This is a genomic window from Bacillus sp. AL-1R (genome assembly GCF_052180195.1).
Lineage (GTDB): Bacteria > Bacillota > Bacilli > Bacillales > Bacillaceae_G > Gottfriedia.
Window position 1 is genome coordinate 213,498 of the sequence record NZ_CP197469.1, and the last position, 22,493, is coordinate 235,990.

General features: G+C 35.3%; 21 protein-coding genes and 1 other annotated feature. Of the genes, 20 read left to right on the plus strand and 1 reads right to left on the minus strand.

Features of this window, described 5'->3' with window-relative positions:
• Positions 1-133: 133 nt before the first annotated feature.
• The 15 genes from ACSBO6_RS00945 (at position 134) to spoIID (ending at position 14,426) form a co-directional block, all read left to right on the plus strand.
• Positions 134-502 carry an NADH-quinone oxidoreductase subunit A gene (locus ACSBO6_RS00945; RefSeq protein WP_098845879.1) on the plus strand — a complete coding sequence of 123 codons (369 nt, stop codon included), beginning with the start codon at positions 134-136 and terminating at the stop codon, positions 500-502.
• Positions 493-1,011 carry a NuoB/complex I 20 kDa subunit family protein gene (locus ACSBO6_RS00950; RefSeq protein ID WP_056469321.1) on the plus strand — a complete coding sequence of 173 codons (519 nt, stop codon included), beginning with the start codon at positions 493-495 and terminating at the stop codon, positions 1,009-1,011. Before ACSBO6_RS00945 ends, ACSBO6_RS00950 begins: the two co-directional genes overlap by 10 nt.
• Positions 1,008-2,339, plus strand: coding sequence for an NADH-quinone oxidoreductase subunit C (locus tag ACSBO6_RS00955; RefSeq protein WP_498844006.1), 1,332 nt, complete (start codon positions 1,008-1,010; stop codon positions 2,337-2,339). Before ACSBO6_RS00950 ends, ACSBO6_RS00955 begins: the two co-directional genes overlap by 4 nt.
• An 8-nt stretch (positions 2,340-2,347) precedes the next feature.
• The gene (locus ACSBO6_RS00960) at positions 2,348-3,448 is read left to right on the plus strand and encodes an NADH-quinone oxidoreductase subunit D (protein WP_498844007.1); all 1,101 of its coding nucleotides are present in this window, start codon (positions 2,348-2,350) and stop codon (positions 3,446-3,448) included.
• Positions 3,448-4,449, plus strand: a complete 1,002-nt coding sequence (gene nuoH / locus ACSBO6_RS00965; RefSeq protein ID WP_098846485.1) for an NADH-quinone oxidoreductase subunit NuoH — start codon at positions 3,448-3,450, stop codon at positions 4,447-4,449. The genes ACSBO6_RS00960 and nuoH overlap by 1 nt, the downstream gene beginning before the upstream one ends.
• 31 nt (positions 4,450-4,480) lie before the next feature.
• Positions 4,481-4,900: an NADH-quinone oxidoreductase subunit NuoI gene (nuoI, locus tag ACSBO6_RS00970; RefSeq protein WP_025568978.1), complete on the plus strand. Its 420-nt coding sequence runs from the start codon at positions 4,481-4,483 to the stop codon at positions 4,898-4,900.
• Positions 4,897-5,415 carry an NADH-quinone oxidoreductase subunit J gene (locus tag ACSBO6_RS00975; RefSeq protein ID WP_498844008.1) on the plus strand — a complete coding sequence of 173 codons (519 nt, stop codon included), beginning with the start codon at positions 4,897-4,899 and terminating at the stop codon, positions 5,413-5,415. The genes nuoI and ACSBO6_RS00975 overlap by 4 nt, the downstream gene beginning before the upstream one ends.
• Positions 5,412-5,726, plus strand: coding sequence for an NADH-quinone oxidoreductase subunit NuoK (gene nuoK, locus ACSBO6_RS00980; protein WP_025568976.1), 315 nt, complete (start codon positions 5,412-5,414; stop codon positions 5,724-5,726). Before ACSBO6_RS00975 ends, nuoK begins: the two co-directional genes overlap by 4 nt.
• A 17-nt stretch (positions 5,727-5,743) precedes the next feature.
• Positions 5,744-7,600 (plus strand): NADH-quinone oxidoreductase subunit L, encoded by a 1,857-nt coding sequence (nuoL, locus tag ACSBO6_RS00985; protein ID WP_498844009.1) that lies wholly within the window; start codon positions 5,744-5,746, stop codon positions 7,598-7,600.
• A complete protein-coding gene (locus ACSBO6_RS00990; protein WP_498844010.1) occupies positions 7,597-9,105 on the plus strand; it encodes a complex I subunit 4 family protein in 1,509 nt (502 codons plus the stop codon). The genes nuoL and ACSBO6_RS00990 overlap by 4 nt, the downstream gene beginning before the upstream one ends.
• Positions 9,106-9,108: 3 nt before the next feature.
• Positions 9,109-10,605: an NADH-quinone oxidoreductase subunit NuoN gene (gene nuoN, locus ACSBO6_RS00995; RefSeq protein ID WP_098846489.1), complete on the plus strand. Its 1,497-nt coding sequence runs from the start codon at positions 9,109-9,111 to the stop codon at positions 10,603-10,605.
• 155 nt (positions 10,606-10,760) lie between these two features.
• Positions 10,761-10,997, plus strand: coding sequence for a DUF1146 family protein (locus ACSBO6_RS01000; protein WP_025568971.1), 237 nt, complete (start codon positions 10,761-10,763; stop codon positions 10,995-10,997).
• 80 nt (positions 10,998-11,077) lie between these two features.
• The gene (locus ACSBO6_RS01005; RefSeq protein ID WP_098846490.1) at positions 11,078-11,797 is read left to right on the plus strand and encodes a YwmB family TATA-box binding protein; all 720 of its coding nucleotides are present in this window, start codon (positions 11,078-11,080) and stop codon (positions 11,795-11,797) included.
• A gap of 32 nt (positions 11,798-11,829) precedes the next feature.
• Positions 11,830-13,134, plus strand: coding sequence for a UDP-N-acetylglucosamine 1-carboxyvinyltransferase (murA, locus tag ACSBO6_RS01010; RefSeq protein ID WP_498844011.1), 1,305 nt, complete (start codon positions 11,830-11,832; stop codon positions 13,132-13,134).
• Positions 13,135-13,412: 278 nt separating this feature from the next.
• Positions 13,413-14,426, plus strand: a complete 1,014-nt coding sequence (gene spoIID / locus ACSBO6_RS01015) for a stage II sporulation protein D (RefSeq protein WP_098846492.1) — start codon at positions 13,413-13,415, stop codon at positions 14,424-14,426.
• 232 nt (positions 14,427-14,658) lie between these two features.
• Here the strand turns inward: spoIID and ACSBO6_RS01020 are convergent, their stop codons facing one another.
• Positions 14,659-16,278: a peptide ABC transporter substrate-binding protein gene (locus ACSBO6_RS01020; protein WP_098846493.1), complete on the minus strand. Its 1,620-nt coding sequence runs from the start codon at positions 16,276-16,278 to the stop codon at positions 14,659-14,661.
• 51 nt (positions 16,279-16,329) lie between these two features.
• Positions 16,330-16,626 (minus strand) — a binding site (T-box leader).
• Positions 16,627-16,960: 334 nt separating this feature from the next.
• Between ACSBO6_RS01020 and spoIIQ the strand changes: the two genes are divergently transcribed.
• The 5 genes from spoIIQ to ACSBO6_RS01045 all read left to right on the plus strand — a co-directional run bounded on the left by spoIIQ (position 16,961) and on the right by ACSBO6_RS01045 (position 22,482).
• A complete protein-coding gene (spoIIQ, locus tag ACSBO6_RS01025) occupies positions 16,961-17,755 on the plus strand; it encodes a stage II sporulation protein SpoIIQ (RefSeq protein WP_180232943.1) in 795 nt (264 codons plus the stop codon).
• A 279-nt stretch (positions 17,756-18,034) separates the two neighbouring features.
• Positions 18,035-18,304 carry a sporulation transcriptional regulator SpoIIID gene (gene spoIIID / locus ACSBO6_RS01030; protein ID WP_025569002.1) on the plus strand — a complete coding sequence of 90 codons (270 nt, stop codon included), beginning with the start codon at positions 18,035-18,037 and terminating at the stop codon, positions 18,302-18,304.
• Between the two features lie 157 nt (positions 18,305-18,461).
• Complete coding sequence (locus ACSBO6_RS01035) at positions 18,462-19,463, plus strand: rod shape-determining protein (protein ID WP_025569003.1); 1,002 nt, start codon at positions 18,462-18,464, stop codon at positions 19,461-19,463.
• Between the two features lie 311 nt (positions 19,464-19,774).
• The gene (locus ACSBO6_RS01040) at positions 19,775-21,298 is read left to right on the plus strand and encodes a spore germination protein (RefSeq protein ID WP_098846495.1); all 1,524 of its coding nucleotides are present in this window, start codon (positions 19,775-19,777) and stop codon (positions 21,296-21,298) included.
• Between the two features lie 2 nt (positions 21,299-21,300).
• Positions 21,301-22,482 (plus strand): Ger(x)C family spore germination protein, encoded by a 1,182-nt coding sequence (locus tag ACSBO6_RS01045; RefSeq protein WP_498844012.1) that lies wholly within the window; start codon positions 21,301-21,303, stop codon positions 22,480-22,482.
• Positions 22,483-22,493: the final 11 nt, after the last annotated feature.

The following is a 22,493-nucleotide window of genomic DNA, read 5'->3' on the forward strand; positions in this document are numbered from 1 at the left end:
CGACACGTTTTTGTCACATTTGTTATAATGGATACGATTACAAAACTGAATAGTAAAAATTAAATGAAAAATACATTATATTTATAATAAGTATATAATGTAGAGCTCTGTAGTTAGAGGAGGGACAAGTTTCGTGAATGCCTATTTAAATAATTATGTGATTGTAGTTGTGTTTCTAGTTATAGGAATTGCACTTCCGGTTGTCGCACTCTCGGTAATAGGTAAATTCTTAAGACCGAGTGTACCAACTGAAGCAAAAGCAACGACATATGAAAGTGGTATTGAACCATTTCATGATGCAAAGGTTCGTTTCCATGCTGGGTATTACATTTTTGCACTATTATTCGTTATTTTCGATGTTGAAACTGTTTTCTTATATCCGTGGGCGGTTGCATATGATCAATTAGGGCTTTTTGCTTTTGTTGAGATGATTATTTTTATTTTAATGCTACTACTTGGACTTATTTATGCTTGGAAGAAGAAGGTGTTGAAATGGTTATGAAGTTAGATGGAATTTCTGTTGCTGAAATGGAAGAACTCCAAAAGAATATTTTTTTCACGACGTTGGAAGAAGTGAAGGCATGGGCAAGAAGTAACTCGTTATGGCCATTAACATTCGGGTTAGCTTGTTGTGCAATCGAAATGATGGGTGTAGGTTCATCTCATTATGACTTAGACCGATTTGGCTCATTTTTCCGTACTTCTCCTCGTCAATCTGACTGTATGATTGTTTCTGGAACTGTTACGAAAAAGATGGCGCCTATTGTTAAACGTTTGTACGATCAAATGCCAGAACCTAAATGGGTAATTGCGATGGGTTCTTGTGCCACTGCTGGTGGACCATATGTTAACTCTTATGCAGTTGTTAAAGGAGTGGACCAGATTGTTCCTGTAGACGTGTATATCCCTGGGTGTCCTCCGAATCCAGCAGCATTAATTTATGGTATTAATAAATTGAAAGAGAAGATTCGTTACGAAGCTAAAACTGGAAAGCAGGTGACGAATAAATGAGTGAAGATAAGTCAAAAGAACAGTTAAAGAAAGAAGCAGCCGAGAGGGCTAAAGAAGCGGCTCGACGTAAGATGGAACAATTGAAGGCAGAGAAGGAATCTGCAAAAAATATTGAAGTTCAAAAAGAAGAAGCTCCTGTAGTGAAGGAACCAATTGTTGAAAATGAAGGTAAACAAGAAGAAACAGCTTCAGAAGATGAAAAAGCGAAAGCACTTGCACTAGCGAAAGCAAAAGCAGTAGCAGCAGCAAAAGCAAAGGCGGCAGCAATTGCCAAACAAAAAGCTGCAGAAGCAGGCGAACAGGCAAAAGCAGAAGAGCCAGAGGTGATTTCTGAAGACGATAAGGCAAAAGCTTTAGCAGCGGCGAAGGCAAAAGCAGTAGCGGAAGCAAAAGCAAAGGCGGCAGCAATTGCCAAACAAAAAGCTGCAGAAGCAGGCGAACAGGCAAAAGCAGAAGAGCCAGAGGTGACTTCTGAAGATGATAAGGCAAAAGCTTTAGCAGCGGCGAAGGCAAAAGCAGTAGCAGCAGCTAAAGCAAAGGCAGCAGCATTAGCGAAGCAAAAAGCAGCAGGAGGAGAGGCTCCCGCAGAAGGTAAAGACGATGAAAAAGCGAAAGCACTTGCAGCAGCAAAGGCAAAAGCAGTAGCAGCAGCAAAAGCAAAGGCAGCGGCATTGGCAAAACAAAAAGCAGCGGGTGGAGAAGACACTGCAACTGCTGGTTCTGACGATGAAGCGGCAAAAGCAAAAGCGAAAGCACTTGCAATTGCGAAGGCAAAAGCAGCGGCAGCCGCAAAAGCGAAAGGTAAAACAGAAGGTGTTAAAGAGGCTCCAGTTGAAGAAGTAAAAGCTTCGCACAATCAACCATTGTTAGATGAAGTAAAAGCACTAATTGAAAAAGAGTTTGGAGCGGAAGTTATTGAGGAAGCAATTATTAATACGCTATCTAAACATGATCCAACTTTTACAATTAAAAAGGATGCTTACTTTAAAGTAGCACAGTTCTTAAAGAATAATGAACAACTACAATTTACTTATTTATCTGGATTACATGGAACTGATTTTGTTGATTACATGGAAGTTTACTCTTACATATATTCTTATAAACGTAAACATGGAATCGCTTTAAAAGTAAGAGCAGACCGAAATCAGCCTATTGTTGATAGTATTACTCCAATTTGGGAAGGTGCAAACTGGCCAGAGCGTGAAACTTACGACTTACTTGGTATACAGTTTGAAGGACATCCAAAATTGGAGCGTATATTACTGCCAGATAATTGGGTTGGCTATCCACTAAGAAAAGATTACGTTCAATTTGATGAGGGGGTGTAGGATAAGCCATGATTCGTACGGAAGAAATGCTATTAAACGTCGGACCTCAGCATCCAAGTACACACGGTGTATTTCGTCTTGTGTTAAAGATTGATGGAGAGATCATTAAAGAGGCGACACCAGTCATCGGTTATCTACACCGTGGTACAGAGAAAATCGCTGAAAATCTTCAATATACACAGATTATCCCATATACAGACCGAATGGATTATCTATCAGCAATGACTAATAACTATGTTATCTGCCATGCAGTCGAAACAATGATGGATATTAAAGTTCCAGATCGCGCAGAGTATTTACGCGTTATTTCGATGGAATTAGGAAGAATTGCTAGTCACTTAGTTTGGTGGGGTACAAACCTACTAGATATTGGGGCGGTAAGTCCATTCCTTTATGCTTTCCGTGAGCGTGAAATGATTATCAATCTACTAAACGAACTTTGTGGAGCGAGATTGACTTTTAACTACATGCGTGTAGGTGGGGTTAAGTGGGATGCTCCTGAAGGATGGATTGAAAAAGTAAAAGAGTTTATTCCTTATATGAGAGAGCAATTAAAAGGATATCACGATTTAGTTTCTGGTAATGAAATCTTTATTAATCGTGTAAAAGGTATTGGTGCATATTCACAAGAAGATGCCATTAATTTTTCATTAAGTGGTGCAAATCTTCGTTGTACTGGTGTTAAATATGATTTACGAAAAGATGCTCCATATTCTATTTACGATCGCTTTGATTTCGATGTTCCAGTGGGAACAGTTGGGGATGCATGGGATCGTTATATGTGCAGAATGTTAGAAATTGAAGAGTCCCTAAAGATTTTAGAACAAGCTGTTGCACAATTCCCTGCTGAAGGTGATATTTTAGCAAAAGTTCCTAAAATCATAAAAGCTCCTAAAGGTGAAGGATACGTTAGAATCGAGTCACCGCGTGGAGAAATCGGTTGCTATATTGCAAGTGATGGAAAAAAAGAGCCGTATCGTTTGAAGTTTAGACGACCATCCTTTTATAACCTCCAGATTCTTCCAAAACTATTAAAAGGTGAAAACATCGCAAACTTAATTACTATTTTAGGTGGCATTGATATTGTACTTGGGGAGGTAGACGGATAATGATAGAAAATCTTCTACAAAGTACACCGTCTTGGATAAATTTTCTCATCTATTTAGGCTTAGGCGTTATTTTTCTATTTGTAGTTTTAGGTTTTGTTACGTTTGGAATCCTATCAGAACGTAAAGTCATGGGTTTCATGCAAGGTCGTATTGGACCCAACCAAGTTGGTGGACGTTTTGGTTTACTTCAAACAGTTGCTGACGTATTAAAGCTACTTTTAAAAGAAGATACAATTCCAAAAGCGGCAGATAAACCATTATTTATACTTGCACCAGTCATTGCATTTGCTCCAGCTTTTATGGTTTTAGCAACTCTACCTTTTACAGAGAACTTACAGTTTGCTGATATAGGTGTTGGATTACTTTACTATATTGCTGTATCAGGATTAACAACAGTTGGGGTTGTTACGGCAGGTTGGGCTTCAAATAACAAGTACTCCCTTATTGGTGGTATGCGTGCAGCGGCACAGATGATATCATATGAAATTCCGTTAGTAATGAGCGTATTAGGTGTTATTTTATTAACTGGAAGCTTAAATTTAAATGATATTGTTAATGCACAAGAAAATGTATGGTTCATTGTAACTCAGCCGATTGCTTTTATCGTTTTCTTAATTGCAGCTGTAGCTGAATTAAATCGTACGCCTTTTGACTTACCAGAGGCTGAGTCAGAACTAGTAGCAGGTTATCATACAGAGTTTTCAGGCTTCCGTTGGGCATTCTTTATGCTCTCAGAGTATGTTTACTTTTTTGCAATGTGTTCTTTAATTACGATTATTTTTTTAGGTGGATGGAATCCAATTGCAGGTCTAGACTTTATTCCTGGAGCTGTTTGGTTCTCTTTAAAATTTAGTGTAATTTTATATTTATTAATTTGGTTCCGTGTAACATTCCCACGTTTACGTGCTGACCAATTAATGGAGTTTGGTTGGAAGGTATTATTACCAGTTTCGTTAGCTAATATTTTAATAACTGCATTAGTAAAAAGCTTATTCTTCTAAACAAATAGACCAATCTAAAGGGGTGTGAGTCATGATTGGGTTAGTAAAAGGTTTAAAATATACTCTTCAAAATTTAACGCGCGAGAAAGTGACGTATGATTATCCAAATCAGCCGATTCCGTTACCAGATCGTTTTCGTGGAATTCAAAAGTTTTATCCAGAAAAATGTATTGTTTGTAATCAATGTTCAGCAATTTGTCCAACAGACTGTATTACATTAACTGGGAAAAAACACCCTGATCCTACGAAAAAAGGGAAAATTATTGACACATACGATATAAATTTCGAAATTTGTATTCTATGTGATTTATGTACAGAAGTTTGTCCAACAGAAGCGATTATTATGACAAATAACTTCGAACTTGCTGAATATTCACGTGATGAATTATTTAAAGACCTTCAATGGCTTGATGAAAACGATCAAAACATTCGAAAGGAGAATAAAGCATGAGTGGTTTTGTAGTTGCTTTCTTTCTTCTTTCTTTATCAGCCATTTTAGGTGGCGTAATGATGCTAAACTCAACGAAAGTTATGCATATGATGCTTTCACTTGTTTTAACATTCATTAGTATTGCAGGAATTTATGTCCTTTTATCAGCTGAATTCGTAGCTGTTGTTCAAATTCTTATTTATTCTGGAGCAGTAACGATCTTAATGATTTTTGGAATCATGTTAACAAAACATGATATTGAAAGTGAAAAGCCAAAAAGAAATTGGAGAAATATTGCTGCATTAATCGGTATCGTTGCATTTGGAGTCGTTATGTTTTTAGGTGTAAACGGACTTTCAATTAACGCAACAGATGTTGATTTAGCAACAAACAATACGAAAAATATTGGCTCACAATTATTTACAGATCATATTGTGCCATTTGAAGTAATGTCTGTATTATTACTTATTGCTTTAGTCGGAGCAATCATTTTAGCAAAATCAGATGATTCAAAAGAGGAGGGTACGAAGGAATGAGTTCAGTTCCAATTAATGCTTATCTTCTCTTAGCGCTAATTTTATTTTGTATCGGATTATATGGTGCATTAACAAAACGAAATACAGTAATCGTGTTAATTTGTATTGAGTTAATGTTAAATGCCGCAAATATTAATCTAGTAGCATTTAGTAAGCTTGGTGTAGCACCGTCGTTAACAGGACAAATTTTTTCATTATTTACGATTTCAGTTGCAGCCGCTGAAGCTGCAGTTGGCGTGGCAATTCTTATTGCATGGTATCGTCATCGTCAGACAGTCAATATCGATGAAGCTGATTCATTGAAAAGATAAATAGGAGGTGGAATTTGATGATGCAGTATGCTTGGCTTGTTCCGGTACTTCCGCTAATTTCCTTTCTAATCCTTATATTAGCTGGTACAAGAGGAAAGAAAGGTAGCGGGATTTTAGGAGCAACTTTAACAGGAATCTCATTCATCATCTCCTTGTTCGTCTTATTTGACCGTCTACAAGGGGATACAGTGCAGAAACTATACAATTGGTTAACAATTGGAAATATCGATATTCATGTTGGATATGTAGTAAATGCGCTAAATTCGTTAATGCTAGTAATCGTTACGTTTGTTAGTACATTAGTACATATTTATTCAACAGCTTATATGGAAGAGGATGACCGAATTACAGTGTTCTTCGCATATTTAGGCTTATTTACATTTGCGATGTTAGCACTTGTCATTTCACCAAGCATTCTACAACTTTATGTATTCTGGGAGTTAGTAGGGTTAGGTTCATTTTTACTTGTTGGTTTCTACTTTTATAAAGAGGAAGCTAAAGCAGCGGCTAAAAAAGCGTTCATTATGACTAGAATAGGGGACGTTGGTTTATTTATTGGGATGGTACTTTTATTTTGGAAAACAAAGAGCTTTGATTTCGATCAAATTTTCAATGTAATCCAAGGTGGAGAAGTGAGCACAGGTATGTTAACACTTATTGCGATCTTGATTTTCATAGGAGCAATGGGTAAATCAGGTCAGTTCCCACTTCATACATGGCTTCCTGATGCGATGGAAGGTCCAACACCTGTTTCTGCATTAATTCACGCAGCAACGATGGTAGCAGCCGGTGTTTACTTAGTAGCGACGACTTATCCAATCTTTATCGCAAGTGGGACTGCTTTAACGGTAGTTGCGATTGTCGGTGGATTTACAGCGATTTTTGCAGCGAGTATTGGACTTGTTCAAAGAGATATTAAGCGAGTATTAGCATATTCTACAGTTAGTCAGTTGGGCTATATGATGCTTGCATTAGGTGTAGGTGGTTATACAGCAAGTATTTTCCATTTAACAACTCATGCGTTTTTTAAAGCATTGTTATTCTTAGCTGCAGGTAGTGTAATTCATGCCGTACACACTCAAGACATTTTTAAAATGGGTGGATTACGTCAGAAAATGAAATGGACATCTACACTATTCTTAATTGGTACATTAGCTATTACAGGTGTACCATTACTATCTGGTTTCTTTAGTAAGGATGAGATTTTAGCTGCCACTTGGGGAAATGGAAATTACGTTTTATTCATCGTTGGTTTAATTGCTGCATTCTTTACTTCTTTCTATATGTTCCGATTATTTTTCTTAGTGTTCACTGGAGAAGAAAAGACAAAAGGTGCTCACGAGTCACCAATGTCAATGATTCTTCCAATGTCATTATTAGGAATCCTTGCTATATTTGCAGGTTATATTAATACACCATTCTTTGGTCGCCATTTAAATGAATTTTTATTAGATGGAGCTCCATTTACGATTGCTGAGCATGCTCATGAGCCGGTTTGGATTATGGTCGTAGCAACGCTTGTTTCTTTAGCTGGTATAACGCTTGCTTACAATATGTATGGAAGAAAAGAAAAGCAAACGAAACAAGAAGAAAATGGATTGTTTTACGATATTCTTCTTAATAAATACTATATTGACGAATTATATAACGGTTCAATCGTAAAAGGTATGTTTGCAATCGGACATGTAATGTTTGCAATTGAGCGTTTTGTAATAGAGGGGCTAGCAGTTCTTGTGAAAGGAATTGTAAGTAGTATCGGTGGAATGGGTTCAAGGCTTCAAAGTGGTCAAGTCCAAACGTATGGATTTATCACATTACTTGGTCTTGCCCTAATCTTATTAGCAATCGTTGTGACAGGGGGGTACAACTTATGATGTCTCATTTCTTATTATGGGTTGTTTTCTCACCTTTATTGGGATTATTACTAGTTTCTTTTGCGCCAAAGAATTCTTATAAGCTTTGGGCATTATTGACTTCGATTTTATCATTTGCAGTTACTATACTTGCTTATATAGCAGGTCAAACCCATTCTAGTTTAAAAGATTTGAATATTTCATATGATTGGTTTTCATTTGGAAAATTTTTCGCTGGATCAACTAGATTATTCCAAGTTAAATTTGAGCTTGGAGTAGATGGTCTTTCATTAGTGATGATTTTACTTACTGGTATTATCTCATTAATCGCTGTAATTGCAGGTTACTCAATTAATAAAGGATCAAAAGGCTTCTATCAGCTACTATTTATTGTTCAAGTAGGGATGTTTGGTGTATTTGCTGCTCAGAACTTAGTGTTATTCTTCTTATTCTTTGAATTAACGCTAGTTCCAATGTTCTTTTTAATTGGTAAATGGGGCCGATTTGATAGTGAACGTGCTGGATACCAATTCTTAATTTATAACGGATTAGGATCTGCATTCTTATTATTTGTTATAGCTGTCCTATTTGCCCGTACAGGCACAACAAATTATGAAGTTTTAGCAAACATCATACCAACAGGACAACAAACAATTAGTCCAATTTCAGAGCATTTAAAAATGCTTCTACTAGTTAGCTTATTAATTGCATTTGCAATCAAACTACCATTGTTCCCGTTCCATCGATGGATGGTGAATGTTCATACACAAGCCAATCCTGCTGTAGTAATCATTCACGCTGGTATCCTATTAAAAATTGGAACTTACGGTTTAATTCGTTTTGCTTTAGGGGTATTCCCAGAGCAATTTGAAAAAATGTCGGTAGCTCTTGCGATTATTGGTGTTATTAATTTACTTTACGGGGCTTATATTGCTTTAATCCAAAAGGACTTACGTTCTGTATTGGCGTATTCAAGTTTCTCGCACATGGGAATTGTTATTATTGGATTAGCAGCAATGAATAGCGCTGGAATTCAGGGAGCGATTTTACAATCAGTATCTCATGGTTTAATTGCTGCACTTCTATTTTTAATAGTTGGCATGTTAGAAAACCGAGGTGATACTACTAGTTTTGACCGTATTTCAGGTCTTTCAAAATCAGCTCCAAGACTAGCAGGCTTATTGCTTTTTGGTGGTATGGCCTCGTTAGGTTTACCGGGTCTATCAGGATTCGTAGGAGAATGGCTATCGTTTGTTGGTCTTTTCCAATCTCATAAAGCAATTGCAACTGTCGGTACGTTAGGAATTATTTTAACTGCAGCTTATATATTAAGAGCAATTTTACAATTAAGCTTCGGTAAAAGTAGCGAATTTATTTCATCCTTCACTGATTTGTCAAAACGCGAAGCAATCGCTTCAGTTATTTTAGTATTTGCGATTGTCCTGCTTGGTGTGTACCCAGCTTTCGTAAATGATATGATTGTGTCATCAGTGGATTTTATCATTCAAGGGATTAGAGGTGTATAGAAGATGACATGGAAAGCATTATCTGAATTTCAATGGGGAACAATGGGTCCTGAGATTATTCTAGTAGCTGCTGCGCTTCTTCTATTAACTCTTGAACTCTTACTACCTAAAAATGCGAGTCGTAAAATAGTCGGTTGGGTTGGTTTATTAAGCGTTGTTGGATCACTTGCATGGTTATTCACACTTTATTCACATGAACCAATAAGTCTATTAGCGGGATCGTTTAAGCTTGATTCATTTGGGCTTCTCTTTAAAACTATTTTATTAATCGGAGCAATCTTAGTTTTATTACTTGCTCTAGGAGATAAAGCAATTGCAGAGCGCTCAGAGTACTATACATTGTTTATTACAGCGTTAATTGGAGCAATGTATATGGCTTCAAGTAGTGATTTAATTACATTATTTGTTGGATTAGAGTTACTTTCGATTTCATCCTATATTCTAGTTGGAATTCAAAAGAGAAGAGAAGGCTCTTCCGAGGCAGCACTTAAGTATGTAATTAACGGTGGTATATCAACTGCAATAACATTATTCGGATTAAGCTATACTTATGGCTTAACAGGAACAACAAACATTACTGAAATGAATTTGGCTCTTCAACAAGGTATTCCAAGCAGTAATGAGTTTCTTATGATCATAGCATTTGTGTTAGTATTTGTAGGATTATCATTTAAACTTGCATCTGTTCCGTTCCATATGTGGGCGCCAGATGTTTATGAAGGCGCACCAACACCTGTAACAGCATTCTTAGCAACAGTTTCAAAAACAGGTGGGTTTATCATCGTACTTCGCATCTTCTTAGCAATTTTTACTGGTGCATTATTGATGAAGGAACAAAAATCTGTATTTGAAGTAATGCAACCAGTTGTTGCTACATTGGCTGCGTTATCGATGATTATTGGTAATACAATTGCTTTAAAACAAAACAGTCTAAAGCGCATACTTGCATACTCAGGTATTGCACATGGAGGTTATGTTCTAGTCGCATTTGTAAGTATTTCACCATTCATGTTTGAGGGGATCTGGTTTTATTTATTAACTTATACATTCATGACAATTGGTACTTTAACAATCGTCTACAATGTACAACAACAAAGGGGATCTGACTCTTTATCATCATTTGCAGGGCTAATTAAAACAAATCCATTTTTAGCGATTACAATGACAATATTTGTTTTATCGCTAGCAGGTATTCCATTAACTGCAGGGTTTATAGGAAAGTTAAATATTTTCTTGGGAGCTTTTGTCCAAGTTAAAGGATATTATGTACTAGGTGGAATTCTACTATTAACTACAGTAGTATCTTATTTTTACTATTTCGGCATCCTTCAAAATATCTTCTTTAGAAGTGGTGAAGAACGTAAAATAGTACTTCCAAAGACACATCTTTTCGTTATATTGGTATGTGCTATCCTAACAATTGTATTAGGTATTAAACCATCTTTAGCTTTAGATGTATTTCATAAGCTAGACATTGTGAAAGACTTCTTTATGGCGTAAAATAGATTTAACTTAAAAGTGTGGGATGTTTCCTGCACTTTTTAATTTGTAGAAAAAGTATAAAATTTGATTTTCTAATAAATTATGGGCTAAAAATCCAACTTTGCAATTTGAAAATTTTTTTATCATAATCAACCGAAAAGAGGACGTGAAAAATGGAAGCTTTAGTTGGGACAGAAGCATTATTAGCAATAATTGTCCATTTATTTTTCATTATTTTAACTTGGTGGGCTTTAACTGCAATTAAGTGGGAGAGTATTATGAAAAAAGGTCATGTTGCCCAAATTCGACTTTTTATGGTACTACTGACGATTACAATTTCTTCTGCTGTAAGTAGTTTTTTCTTAGACTATCTACAATATACAAAAAACATTACATATTTATTGAAATAATTTGTCAAAAAGTATGTATCAATGTATCGTATAAACCCCTCTCTACCTGTGAAAAATGGAAGTAAGAGAGGGGATTAATTATGAAAAAGACAATGTACTTATTTTTAATTACGATTACTTTTGCTTCTGCACTATTTTTTAATTGGGGTAAGATTGGTATGGCTAACACAGGTGTAAGTCAATTGAACCGCTTTGCAGACTTATTAAATAAAAAAGACATTTCGGTTACAAGTTGGAATTTATACGCAAGAGAAGCTAAAATGAATACTTCGGTGTCCCAAATAGTCGGGAAATATAAAGCGGGATTTAAAAAATTTAAGTGGACGAAAGCTGATAATGGTAATAAAATAATTGGTACATTTAACCATAATTTAATCACAGAGAGAATCGTTGTTACATCTACTGACAATAACAATAGTTATGTAATTTATGAGCTCAGTGGGACTAAATGGGACCATCAGACAGAAAAAGAAACAAATAAACTGATAAAAGACTCATTGGAAAATATTTTTAGTAAACAACCTACTTTTTTTACTTGTATAAAGGGGACAATGGGTGGTAAACTTGAAGGTGTTTTGCAGGGTATAAAAAATAATTTTTTGGAGACTTTTAAAGCAACAAAAATAGAAGAAATAAAAGAAGGGGCATTCGTCTCTGTTTCAGCATATACTGAACAGTGGAATGACGCTCTGGTTGCAAATGGCAAAAAAATTAATTTACAAATTGCAATACGTGAAAACAATGTTGATAAATCAACGACAATTATTATTGGCACACCGATTATAACAGTAGAATATTGATAGATCTATATTAGGACACGGAGGGGAAAAGTTTGGATAAAATCATTGTCCGTGGCGGGAAACAGCTTCAAGGCACAGTTCGTGTAGAAGGTGCAAAAAATGCTGTCTTACCAGTTCTTGCTGCAGCGCTACTAGCTAGTGAAGGAAAAAATGTAATTCATGACGTACCAACTCTATCTGACGTTTACACGATTAACGAAGTACTTCGTAATTTAAATACAGAGGTTGGGTTCGAAAATAATACAGTAACAGTTGACGCTTCAAAAGATTTACATGTTGAAGCACCATTTGAATATGTTCGTAAAATGCGAGCATCTATTCTTGTAATGGGACCACTTTTAGCAAGAAATGGTCATGCACGTGTAGCGTTACCAGGTGGATGTGCGATTGGATCTAGACCAATTGAACAACACTTAAAAGGATTTGAAGCAATGGGGGCTCAAATTACGGTTGGTAATGGTTTTGTAGAAGCAAAATCAAACGGTCGTTTAAAAGGGGCAAAAATCTATTTAGATTTCCCAAGCGTAGGTGCAACAGAAAATATCATGTCTGCAGCTGCACTTGCAGAAGGTATAACAATTCTTGAAAATGCTGCAAAAGAACCTGAAATTGTTGACTTAGCAAACTTCATTAATGCAATGGGTGGTAAAGTTCGTGGTGCTGGAACAGGCACTATTCGAATTGAAGGTGTACCAACATTATTTGGTACAACTCATCACATTATTCCAGACCGTATTGAAGCTGGAACATTTATGGTAGCAGCAGCTATTACGAATGGAAATGTATTAATTGAAAATGCAGTTCCAGAGCATTTAAGCTCAGTTGTAGCGAAAATGCGTGAAATGGGTGTAACATTTATCGAAGAGGAAGAAGGTCTTCGTGTAATTGGTACTGATAATTTAAAACCTGTAGACATCAAAACAATGCCTCATCCAGGCTTCCCAACAGATATGCAATCACAAATGATGGCACTTCTATTAAAAGCTAATGGAACAGGCATGATTACTGAAACAGTATTTGAAAATCGTTTTATGCATGTGGAAGAATTCCGTCGCATGAATGCGAATATTAAAATCGAAGGTCGATCAACTATTATTCATGGACCAAATGATCTTCAAGGAGCAGAAGTAGCTGCTACGGATTTACGCGCTGCTGCATCACTTATCCTGGCTGGTCTAGTTGTTGATGGATATACACGCGTTACTGAATTGAAACATTTAGATCGTGGTTATGTAAATTTCCATGAAAAGCTTGCTGCACTTGGAGCGGACATTGAACGTGTAAACGAACCAAGCACAGCTGTAGAGGAAGAAACACTTAAAGATTTACAAGCGTAAACTAAAAACTAATTCAAATGCCTGGCACTTTGTGTTACCCCACATTGAGTCAGGCATTTTTGCATTTTCATGCAACTTTCTACTATCAGTTATAGACAGAAACCAGCTAAAATATTCTAAAAATAATAAAAAAATAATACAATTTGTTAAAAGAATCTAATTTGAAATCATACTATATTTGTTCTAAATGCTTGTCCATATACATAAATTATCTTTAGAAAGGGCAATTAGTTGAAAATTGTCATTTAAAGTTGTTTTGAAATGGATAGGAGGAAAATATGAAGTCATTTAAAACATTAATCACTGCAGGATTAACTACTTGCTCAGTCGTTATTATTATCCCTACATTGCTTGTTCTACCATTTCATAGTCATACAGATGGTAGATTGGTTGATCAGCTACAGAAAAAAGCAAACCAAGTTGCAGCAGCGAACAAAAATGACAATCTAAGTATTGAAGTTTTTAGAACAAAAACAAAAAAAGTTGAAAAACTTCCAATCGAGGAATACGTATTGGGAGTAGTAGCATCAGAAATGCCAGCAAAATTTGAATTAGAAGCACTAAAAGCACAAAGTTTAAGTGCTAGAACATTTATCATCAAACGATTGAAAGAAGGAAAACCGCTTGAAGAAGGTGGAATTGTAGATGATACAGTTAATTTTCAAGTCTTCCAAGATCGCGACGACTTGAAGAAAAGATATGGCGCTCAATACGATAAAAATATAGCCAAAATTGAAAAAGCTGTAAAAGCAACTGAAGGACAAATATTAACTTACAATGGACAACCTATAACTGCTTCATTCTTTTCCACAAGCAATGGATACACAGAAAACTCCGAAGAATATTGGAAAAATAGTGTACCATATTTGAAAAGCGTACCGAGTCCTTGGGATTTTGTTGCTCCAGACTATATATCAAAAAAGTCATTTACAATAAGTGAGTTTGAAAGGAAACTTAATGTAAAAATTAATAAGTCAGACATAGGGAAAGTCACGTCAAGAACGCAAGGTAAACGAGTAGAACAAGTAGCGTTTGGTAAAAAAACACTCTCGGGCAAAGAAATTAGGGAAAAACTAAACCTACGTTCAACGGATTTTTCGTGGGAGCGTTCTGGTAATGAAATCATTATTACTACAAAAGGTTTTGGTCATGGAGTAGGTATGAGCCAATATGGGGCAAACGAGCTTGCAAAGCAAGGGAAAACTTTTGATGAGATTGTTAAGTATTATTACAAGGGAATCAGCATAAAGAAGCTTAGTAAGAAAGATTATGATGGATTGGAGAAGCTTTGAGAGAAGATATTTTAAGACAGACCTCATAAGGGTCTTTTTTTTGTTTAATTGCTAAGATTATTTTTTATAAAAAGAAGAAAACAACTAAAAAACACTCTAAATTGAACTAAGATTCGTCCATTTAGAGTGTTTTTTGATTTGGTATTGCAACATACTGGTTCTATTTCAGTTGCGAAAGTTAGTTCGTTACGAAACATAAGTTTTTCTTCAATACGACTTCTTTCCTTAGCTCCTATTGCTTTTGGGCATATTTATAATAAAAATAGCCAACAAATGGACGTACCTTTATGTTTTTTACATTTGATTTTTGCAAGTATACGTAGCCAGCTTGGTAAACTGGAGCAATCGCAGCATCATCTAGTAAAAGGTCTTCAGCATTATGAAGCAGTTGAGTACGTTCTGATTCGTTTTGTAAGCTGATTGTATTTGCTTTTTGAACAAATTGATCATACTGAGCGTTTTGATAGTTTAATACATTTAAAGCTGATTTAGATGTAAACAATTCTAAATAAGTCGTTGGATCCGGATAATCTGCACCCCATGTATCTAGAGAAAGGTCGTAGTTTCCTTGTTGACGTAATTCAAATTTTTGTTGTGCAGGTTGTACGACAATATTCACTGTTAAACCTTTTAAATTTGTTTCTAATTGTGATTTTAAATATTCACCGATTTTACGCGAAGTATTGTTATCACTTACTAGTAATGAAATTGTAGCCTCTGATTTACTAAGCTCAGATAAAGCTTCTTTAAATAGTGTTTTTGCCTCCTTTAGACTTACTGTAGAAGGATGAGATGTTGAGCTAACAAAATCCACACCTTTAGAGTTTTTTACTAAACCTTTAGGAATAATTCGATCAGTAGGAATAGAACCATCGTTTAATAGCGTTGTACTAATGTCCTCTTTATTAAAACCGTTTGCGATTGCCTTACGCATTTTTTGATTTGATAAAAATGGGTTTTTTTGATTAAAGCTGATATAAGAGACAATTGGCATAGCTAATTTGTTTAATTCTTTATTCCCTTTATAACGATCGATCACATTAGAATCAATAATCGCTTGGTCAAGTTCACCAGTTTCATAAAGATTAACTGCAGTTGTTGTTTCTTTCATGATTTTCACGTCGATTTTATTTACATGGACATTCTTTTTATCATAGTATTGTGGATTTTTTTCCATTGTAAAGCCAGCTTCATGTTCCCATTTACTTACAACGTAAGGGCCATTATATAAAGTTGTATTTGCTTCTAGACCATATTTGTTACCTTGCTCCTTAACGAATTTTTCATTTAACGGGAAGAACATCGGTAAACTTGTCAGTTGAATGAAATATGGGATCGGGCGTTCAAGTTTAATTTGTAATGTTTTATCATCTATTGCAGTTACCCCGAGTTTATCGACTGGCAACTTTCCTTGGTTAATTTCTTTTGCATTTTCAATATCGTATAAATCGTAAGCAAACTGAGCTTTAGTTTTTGGGTCAATTGCACGTTTCATTGCAAAAACAAAATCTTTTGCTGTTACAGGGTCCCCGTTTGAATATTTGGCATCTCTTAATGTAAATGTATAAACTTTGCCATCTGTACTAACTTTATGTGACAAAGCAGCAGCGGGAACGTATTCTCCTTTTTCATTTGGCATATAGAGACCTTCCATTACACTATTAAGTGCGTTTAATGAAGGTCCATCTAAAGCTAGTGAACTATCAAGACTTACAACATCCGAAGTATCCATTAAATGTAGTGTGTGATCATCTGACTTAGAAACTGTCTGATTTGATTGTTGTCCACAGCCTGTTAGTGCCAATGTGAGTAATAAACTAATTGATACGAATTTTTTCTTAGTAAATATCATTTTATTTTTCTCTCCTTATTTTTGGGTACAAAAAAAGAGTCCCCGCCTTATAAAAAGGACGAGGACTCCCGTGGTGCCACCTTAATTAGTCTAAAAACGTTAGACTCACTTTGCAGTATCAAAACAAATGAATTGAACTACCTTGTGACAAAAAGCAGTATCGAAACATGAGTTTGAATACCTGTCTCTTTTATCGGTGAGACGTCCGCCAAAGCCTACTGCATATATAAATATGGTTCGGTTTGATTGCTCAGAAGCCCATTCAAAAATATGTCCGTACTGACTTGCACCAACCGTCAGCTCTCTGAAACTTTCATATAATCTACTCTTCTTCATCATCGCAAAAAATATATAATGACTGAAATAATCTTTTAAGTTTAAGTTTTTAATACATCGTACAAGCTTGTAATGCGATTATATTTTGTAAAAAAGAAAAATGCAAGAAAAATATTTTATTAACTTCATAACGGGACTTTATTAACTTATCCACAAATATTGTGTATAAACTTTGTGGAATTGTGGATAAATCGCTTTCATTTGTTAATATTTTTCAGTATTTTGTGGATTAATGTGAATTAGTTTGAAATTGTGTGGAAAAATAAGAATTTTGTCGAACTAAAATTTTCTAAATTGCGTATATAATTCCAGAAATTTGTTGACAATGATTGCAGAGGTGATAAGGATGAGAGAGGAACAAAACAAAAAAACTTCTCAAAAAGTTATTAAAATGTTAAGAAAGCGTTGGGTAGTACCAGCAATTTATTTAGTAAGTGCGGCAGTAATTTTAACTGGTGCGTTATGGTATCAATACAGTAATGCTCCAACTCCAACAAAAACTGGAACTACAGTTGATACGAGAGAGCCTGAAGCAATCCCAGCTTCACAGCCAGAAGAAAAATTAACTTATCCAGTTTCTAAAGAGGCAACAGTTCAAGTTAAGAGTCATTATTACGATGATACTGCTTCAAAAAATGAGCAACAAGCATCATTAATACAAATGGACAATAATACTTTTACGATTAACACTGGTATGGATTTAGTTGATAAAAGTGGAAAAGAATTTGATGTAACTGCAGCTCTTAGTGGTACTGTTACAAAAGCTCAAAAAGATGCTGAGCTAGGATATGTAGTAGTAGTAGAAAGCGGTAACGGATTAGTTTCATATTATCAAAGCTTAAAATCTGTAAGTGTTGAACCAGGAACAAAAGTTTCTCAAGGACAAGTTCTTGGTGTAGCTGGAACAGCTTTAATTGGCAAAGAAAATGGCATTCATGTTCATTATGAATTACGTAAAGATGGTGTAGCTATTAATCCAGAGAAATACCAAGGGCAAGATGTTTCATCTATTATTAGTTCTGAAAATTCAAAAAGTGAAACAAAAAAATCTAATACAATGAATACTTCTGGTAATGTATCAGATGATCATGAAGAAGATTCTTCTAATACTGATTCAGCTGGAAATAAAATTCAACAATAATAATTAAGTAATTCACAAAGTGCCTAACACGTGGGAATCATACCCCATATGTGTTAGGCACTTGTTTTTTTCTGATAATTGTGCATAGTTAGACGCCTTTGCTAATACAATGTTATAAACCCATCAAAGAGGTGTTTGAGGTGAGGAATCGTGGATTTTCTACCTAGTCAAAATAAATGTACCTCAGCAGGTCAGTCAGAGCAGGAAAAAGAGCAGCTTAGTCAGTCAAAACGAGTCTCATTTCATGCTTCTCACATCCATTTAGAGGAGGAGAGTAGTGTGCACGATTACATCAAAGAGAGAACGATCAAGATTGGGAAATATATCGTGGAGACGAAGAAAACAGTACGCGTAATAGCTAAAGAGTTTGGTGTGTCAAAAAGTACTGTACACAAAGATCTAACAGAACGCCTACCTGAAATCAATCCTGATTTGGCAAATGAAGTAAAAGAAATTTTGGATTATCACAAATCAATTCGTCACTTACGCGGTGGAGAGGCTACAAAGCAAAAGTATCAAAAAGAAGACGTTGAGAAAGTAACTAAATAGGGTTTCTGAGCCTTGAAAACAAAATTAGAAATATTTAACCTCCTGTTCACAAATATTAATTACTAAATGTAGTTCTTTATGGTAAAATTATATTTTGGTATGGAACGTATTCGGGGAACTGCTCATGAGTATAGTGAATAAGGAGGAGCCAAAAGGAATGTTTTCTAAGGATATCGGAATAGATCTTGGTACAGCCAATGTCTTAATACATGTTAAGGGTAAAGGAATCGTATTAAACGAACCTTCAGTAGTTGCAATAGAGCGTAGTAGCGGAAAAGTATTAGCAGTAGGGGAAGAAGCAAGTCGCATGGTAGGTCGTACACCTGGTAATATCGTAGCGATTCGTCCACTAAAAGATGGTGTAATTGCTGACTTTGATATTACTGAGGCTATGCTACGTCATTTTATAAATAAATTAGATGTAAAGGGATTCATGTCAAAGCCGCGTATTTTGATTTGTTGTCCAACAAACATCACTTCTGTTGAACAAAAAGCAATTCGTGAAGCTGCTGAAAAAAGCGGCGGTAAACAAGTTTATCTTGAAGAAGAGCCAAAGGTTGCTGCAATCGGTGCTGGAATGGATATATTCCAACCAAGTGGTAACATGGTAATTGATATTGGCGGTGGGACAACCGATGTCGCAGTTTTATCGATGGGAGATATCGTCACCGCCTCTTCAATTAAAATGGCAGGGGACAAGTTTGATATGGAGATTTTAAACTATATCAAGCGTGAATACAAACTGCTAATTGGAGAACGTACTGCAGAACAAATTAAAATTGAAGTAGGTACTGTTTTCCCTGGTGCTAGAAATGAATCAATCGATATCCGTGGACGTGATATGGTAACTGGATTACCTCGTACAATTACTGTACAATCTGATGAAATTCAAAGAGCACTAAGTGAACCGGTTTATTTAATTGTACAAGCTGCAAAAACAGTACTAGAGCGTACACCACCTGAATTGTCAGCTGATATTATTGATCGTGGAGTTATTCTAACTGGTGGCGGTGCATTACTTCATGGAATAGATATTTTACTTGCTGAAGAATTAAAAGTACCTGTTTTCATTGCTGAAGATCCAATGCAGTGTGTTGCAGTAGGTACTGGAATTATGTTAGAAAATATTGATAAGATTCCAAGTCGTTATTTAAAATAAAAGGCTCAAGCTTTGTAGCTTGATTACACACTGAAATCTCAAGCAAATAGAGCTTGGGATTTTTTTGTTTGGAATTTATTATGGGCAGGTAACTTTGTAAAAAAGTGTTTATGTTTGTAGACACGGCACTTAAAAGATCACGCACTCTAGAGGGGAAAATTAAAAATTCTTATAACAAAAGTGAAGAGGGGTGTCTCATAAGACAGCCTTTTTTTGTTTGTAAAATAAACAACTTAGAAAACAATACATTAAATGAAATATTTTGGAAAAAGTATAAGAATAATAAGCCATGATTATGGGGCGGTGAAAAAATGTTAAATTACAAAGAAACCAATAGTGCAGCTACTAATAAAAAAATTCCATTTCAAAATAATATATCTCGTTCTTTAAGTAAAGACATTTTAGAAAATATCAAAAGAATAAAAGATGATTTTGGGGATAGCTCCGACCTTGTGGTTCGTCATGAAACACTAGGGGAAGGTATGCAGTATTCTTTTGCGACGATTCATATTGATGGAATTTCAAATGAGCAATTAGTGAATGAGGGAATCGTTGAAAAAATCGTCAAAATTAATTCAGAAAAAGAAACAACTCTTTCATTAACAGATTTAGAGAATGGGTTAAAAAGTATAATCGCCGTTTCAAGTTTAAAATCACAATCAAGCTATACAAATCTCTTATCAGCTTTATTGATTGGAGATACGGTTATTCTTTTAGACCATGATAGTAACTTCTTGGTTGCATGTACAAAAATGGTTCAATCTAGAAGTATATCAGAGCCTTCAACGCAAACTGTAATCAGAGGGCCAAAGGATAGTTTTACAGAAAGCTTACGTACAAATACTTCGCTAATTCGAAATAGAATACAGCACCCAGCGCTACGAATTGATGCAATGAAAATAGGCGAAGTAACTAGAACAGACGTAGAAATAATGTATATAAAAGGAGTTGTAGATGAAGAGTTATTAAGGGAAGTAAAACATCGTTTAGAGGCTATTAATGCAGATGAAATCTTAGAATCCAGCTATATTGAAAACTATATTCAAAACGACCAAAAAACCATCTTCCCTACAATCATTAATACAGAGAGACCTGATGCTGTAGTAGGTAACTTACTGGAAGGACGCGTTGCTATTTTTACAGCTGGTACACCTTTTGTCTTAATTTTACCAGCTACATTTACGCAGTTTTTTCAATCCCCCGAGGATTATTATCAAAGCTCATATATTGGTACTTTTTTAAGATTGCTGCGTTATATATCCTTTTGGACTGCTTTGTTTGCACCTGGAATTTTTATTGCAATTACTTCATTTCATCAAGCTGTCGTTCCAACAGTATTATTAGTAAGCTTAGCGGCCCAGCGTGAAGGTGTGCCTTTGCCAGCAATTGTTGAAGCGCTTGGTATGGAGCTAATTTTTGAAGTATTACGTGAAGCTGGAATTCGAATGCCAAGAGCGGTTGGGCAGGCGCTTTCTATTGTTGGAGCCTTAATCTTGGGGCAAGCAGCTGTACAAGCAGGATTTGTATCTGCTTCAATGGTAATTATCGTATCCATTACAGCGATTGCTAGCTTTACGATCCCTTATTATAATATGTCAACCGCCGCTAGGATTCTTAGGTTTATATTATTATTGGCGGCAGCTTATATTGGTTTATTTGGAATTTTGATCGGTGGGTTAATTATATTATTACATATGTGTAGCCTACGATCTTTTGGAGAGCCATATTTTGCACCATTTGCTCCATTCCGTATAAAAAGCCAAAAAGATACTATTTTAGTTGTACCTAGTCAAGGGAATACCAAAACTGTTAAAGAACAAAGATCTGGAGAATAAGTATGAAAAGAAAAAGTATGATCTTAATTCTAATTACAAGTTTACTTTTGGTAAGTTGTTCTAATTATAAAGAATTAAACAGTGTTTCAATCGTGGTAGCCATGGGTATAGACTATATACCAGAAGAAAATCAATACAATATGGTACTTCAAGTCGTTAATCCGAGTGCAATTGCAAGTTTGACTGGTTCAATCGGTACGCCAATCGTATCCTTAGAACAAAAAGGTAGAACAATTTCTGAAGCAGCACGAAATGTAACAAAAAGTATTTCTCGATCGAATATTTATTCTCACGTTGCACTTGTTGTCATTGGGGAAAACTTGGCAAAAAAAAAATCATTAAATTATATATTTGATGTATTTGAGAGGGATTCCAAAATACGTGTTAATATTCCGGTCATTATTGCAAGGAAAGACAGTGTTTATAAGGTAATGAATAATTTGCCAGCACTTGATAAATTACCGGCTAAGTCAATCGTAGGAAAAATTAATAATACGTCAGCTCTTTTAGGCGAAAATCCACAAATACAAATGCGCCAAGTAATAGCAGCTCTTTCAAGCAGTGGTAGAGAACCGGTCGTTAATGGTGCAGTTTTAGAACATGAAACGAAGGAATCTGAAACGCTTGAAAATTTTTCAAATGTGAAATCATCTTATAACAAAATTGAAGGGCTAGGGATTATTAAAAAAGGAAAGTTAGTTGGATGGTTAGATGGTCCTCCAGCAAAATCGGTACAAATAGTTGATAATACAATAAAGGAATCGAATTTACAGATAAAATGTGGCAAAAATGAATTTGATTCGATGGAGCTTACACGGGTAAAAACGGACACGAAGGTTAAAATGAAAGATAAGGTACCGAGAATTACCATAACTGTAAAAGCCATTGCTGTTATTGATGAAGTACTCTGTAGTGACAATTTCGATCAAGCCAAAACGCTAGAAAAATATGAGTTATTAAGTGAGAAAGAGTTAAAGAAAGTAATACGAAAAGGGATTAAAGAAGCACAAGGGTATGGGTCAGATATTTTTGGATTTGGTGATAAACTTCATTTATCAGAACCAAAGGTTTTTAAAAAATATGAGAAAAATTGGAATGAACAATTTCAAAAAGCAAAAGTGAAAGTTAATGTAGATGTTCAAATAAATAATATAGGTATGAGAAAAAAAGCTTATCCATTTTAGAAAAGAAGGGA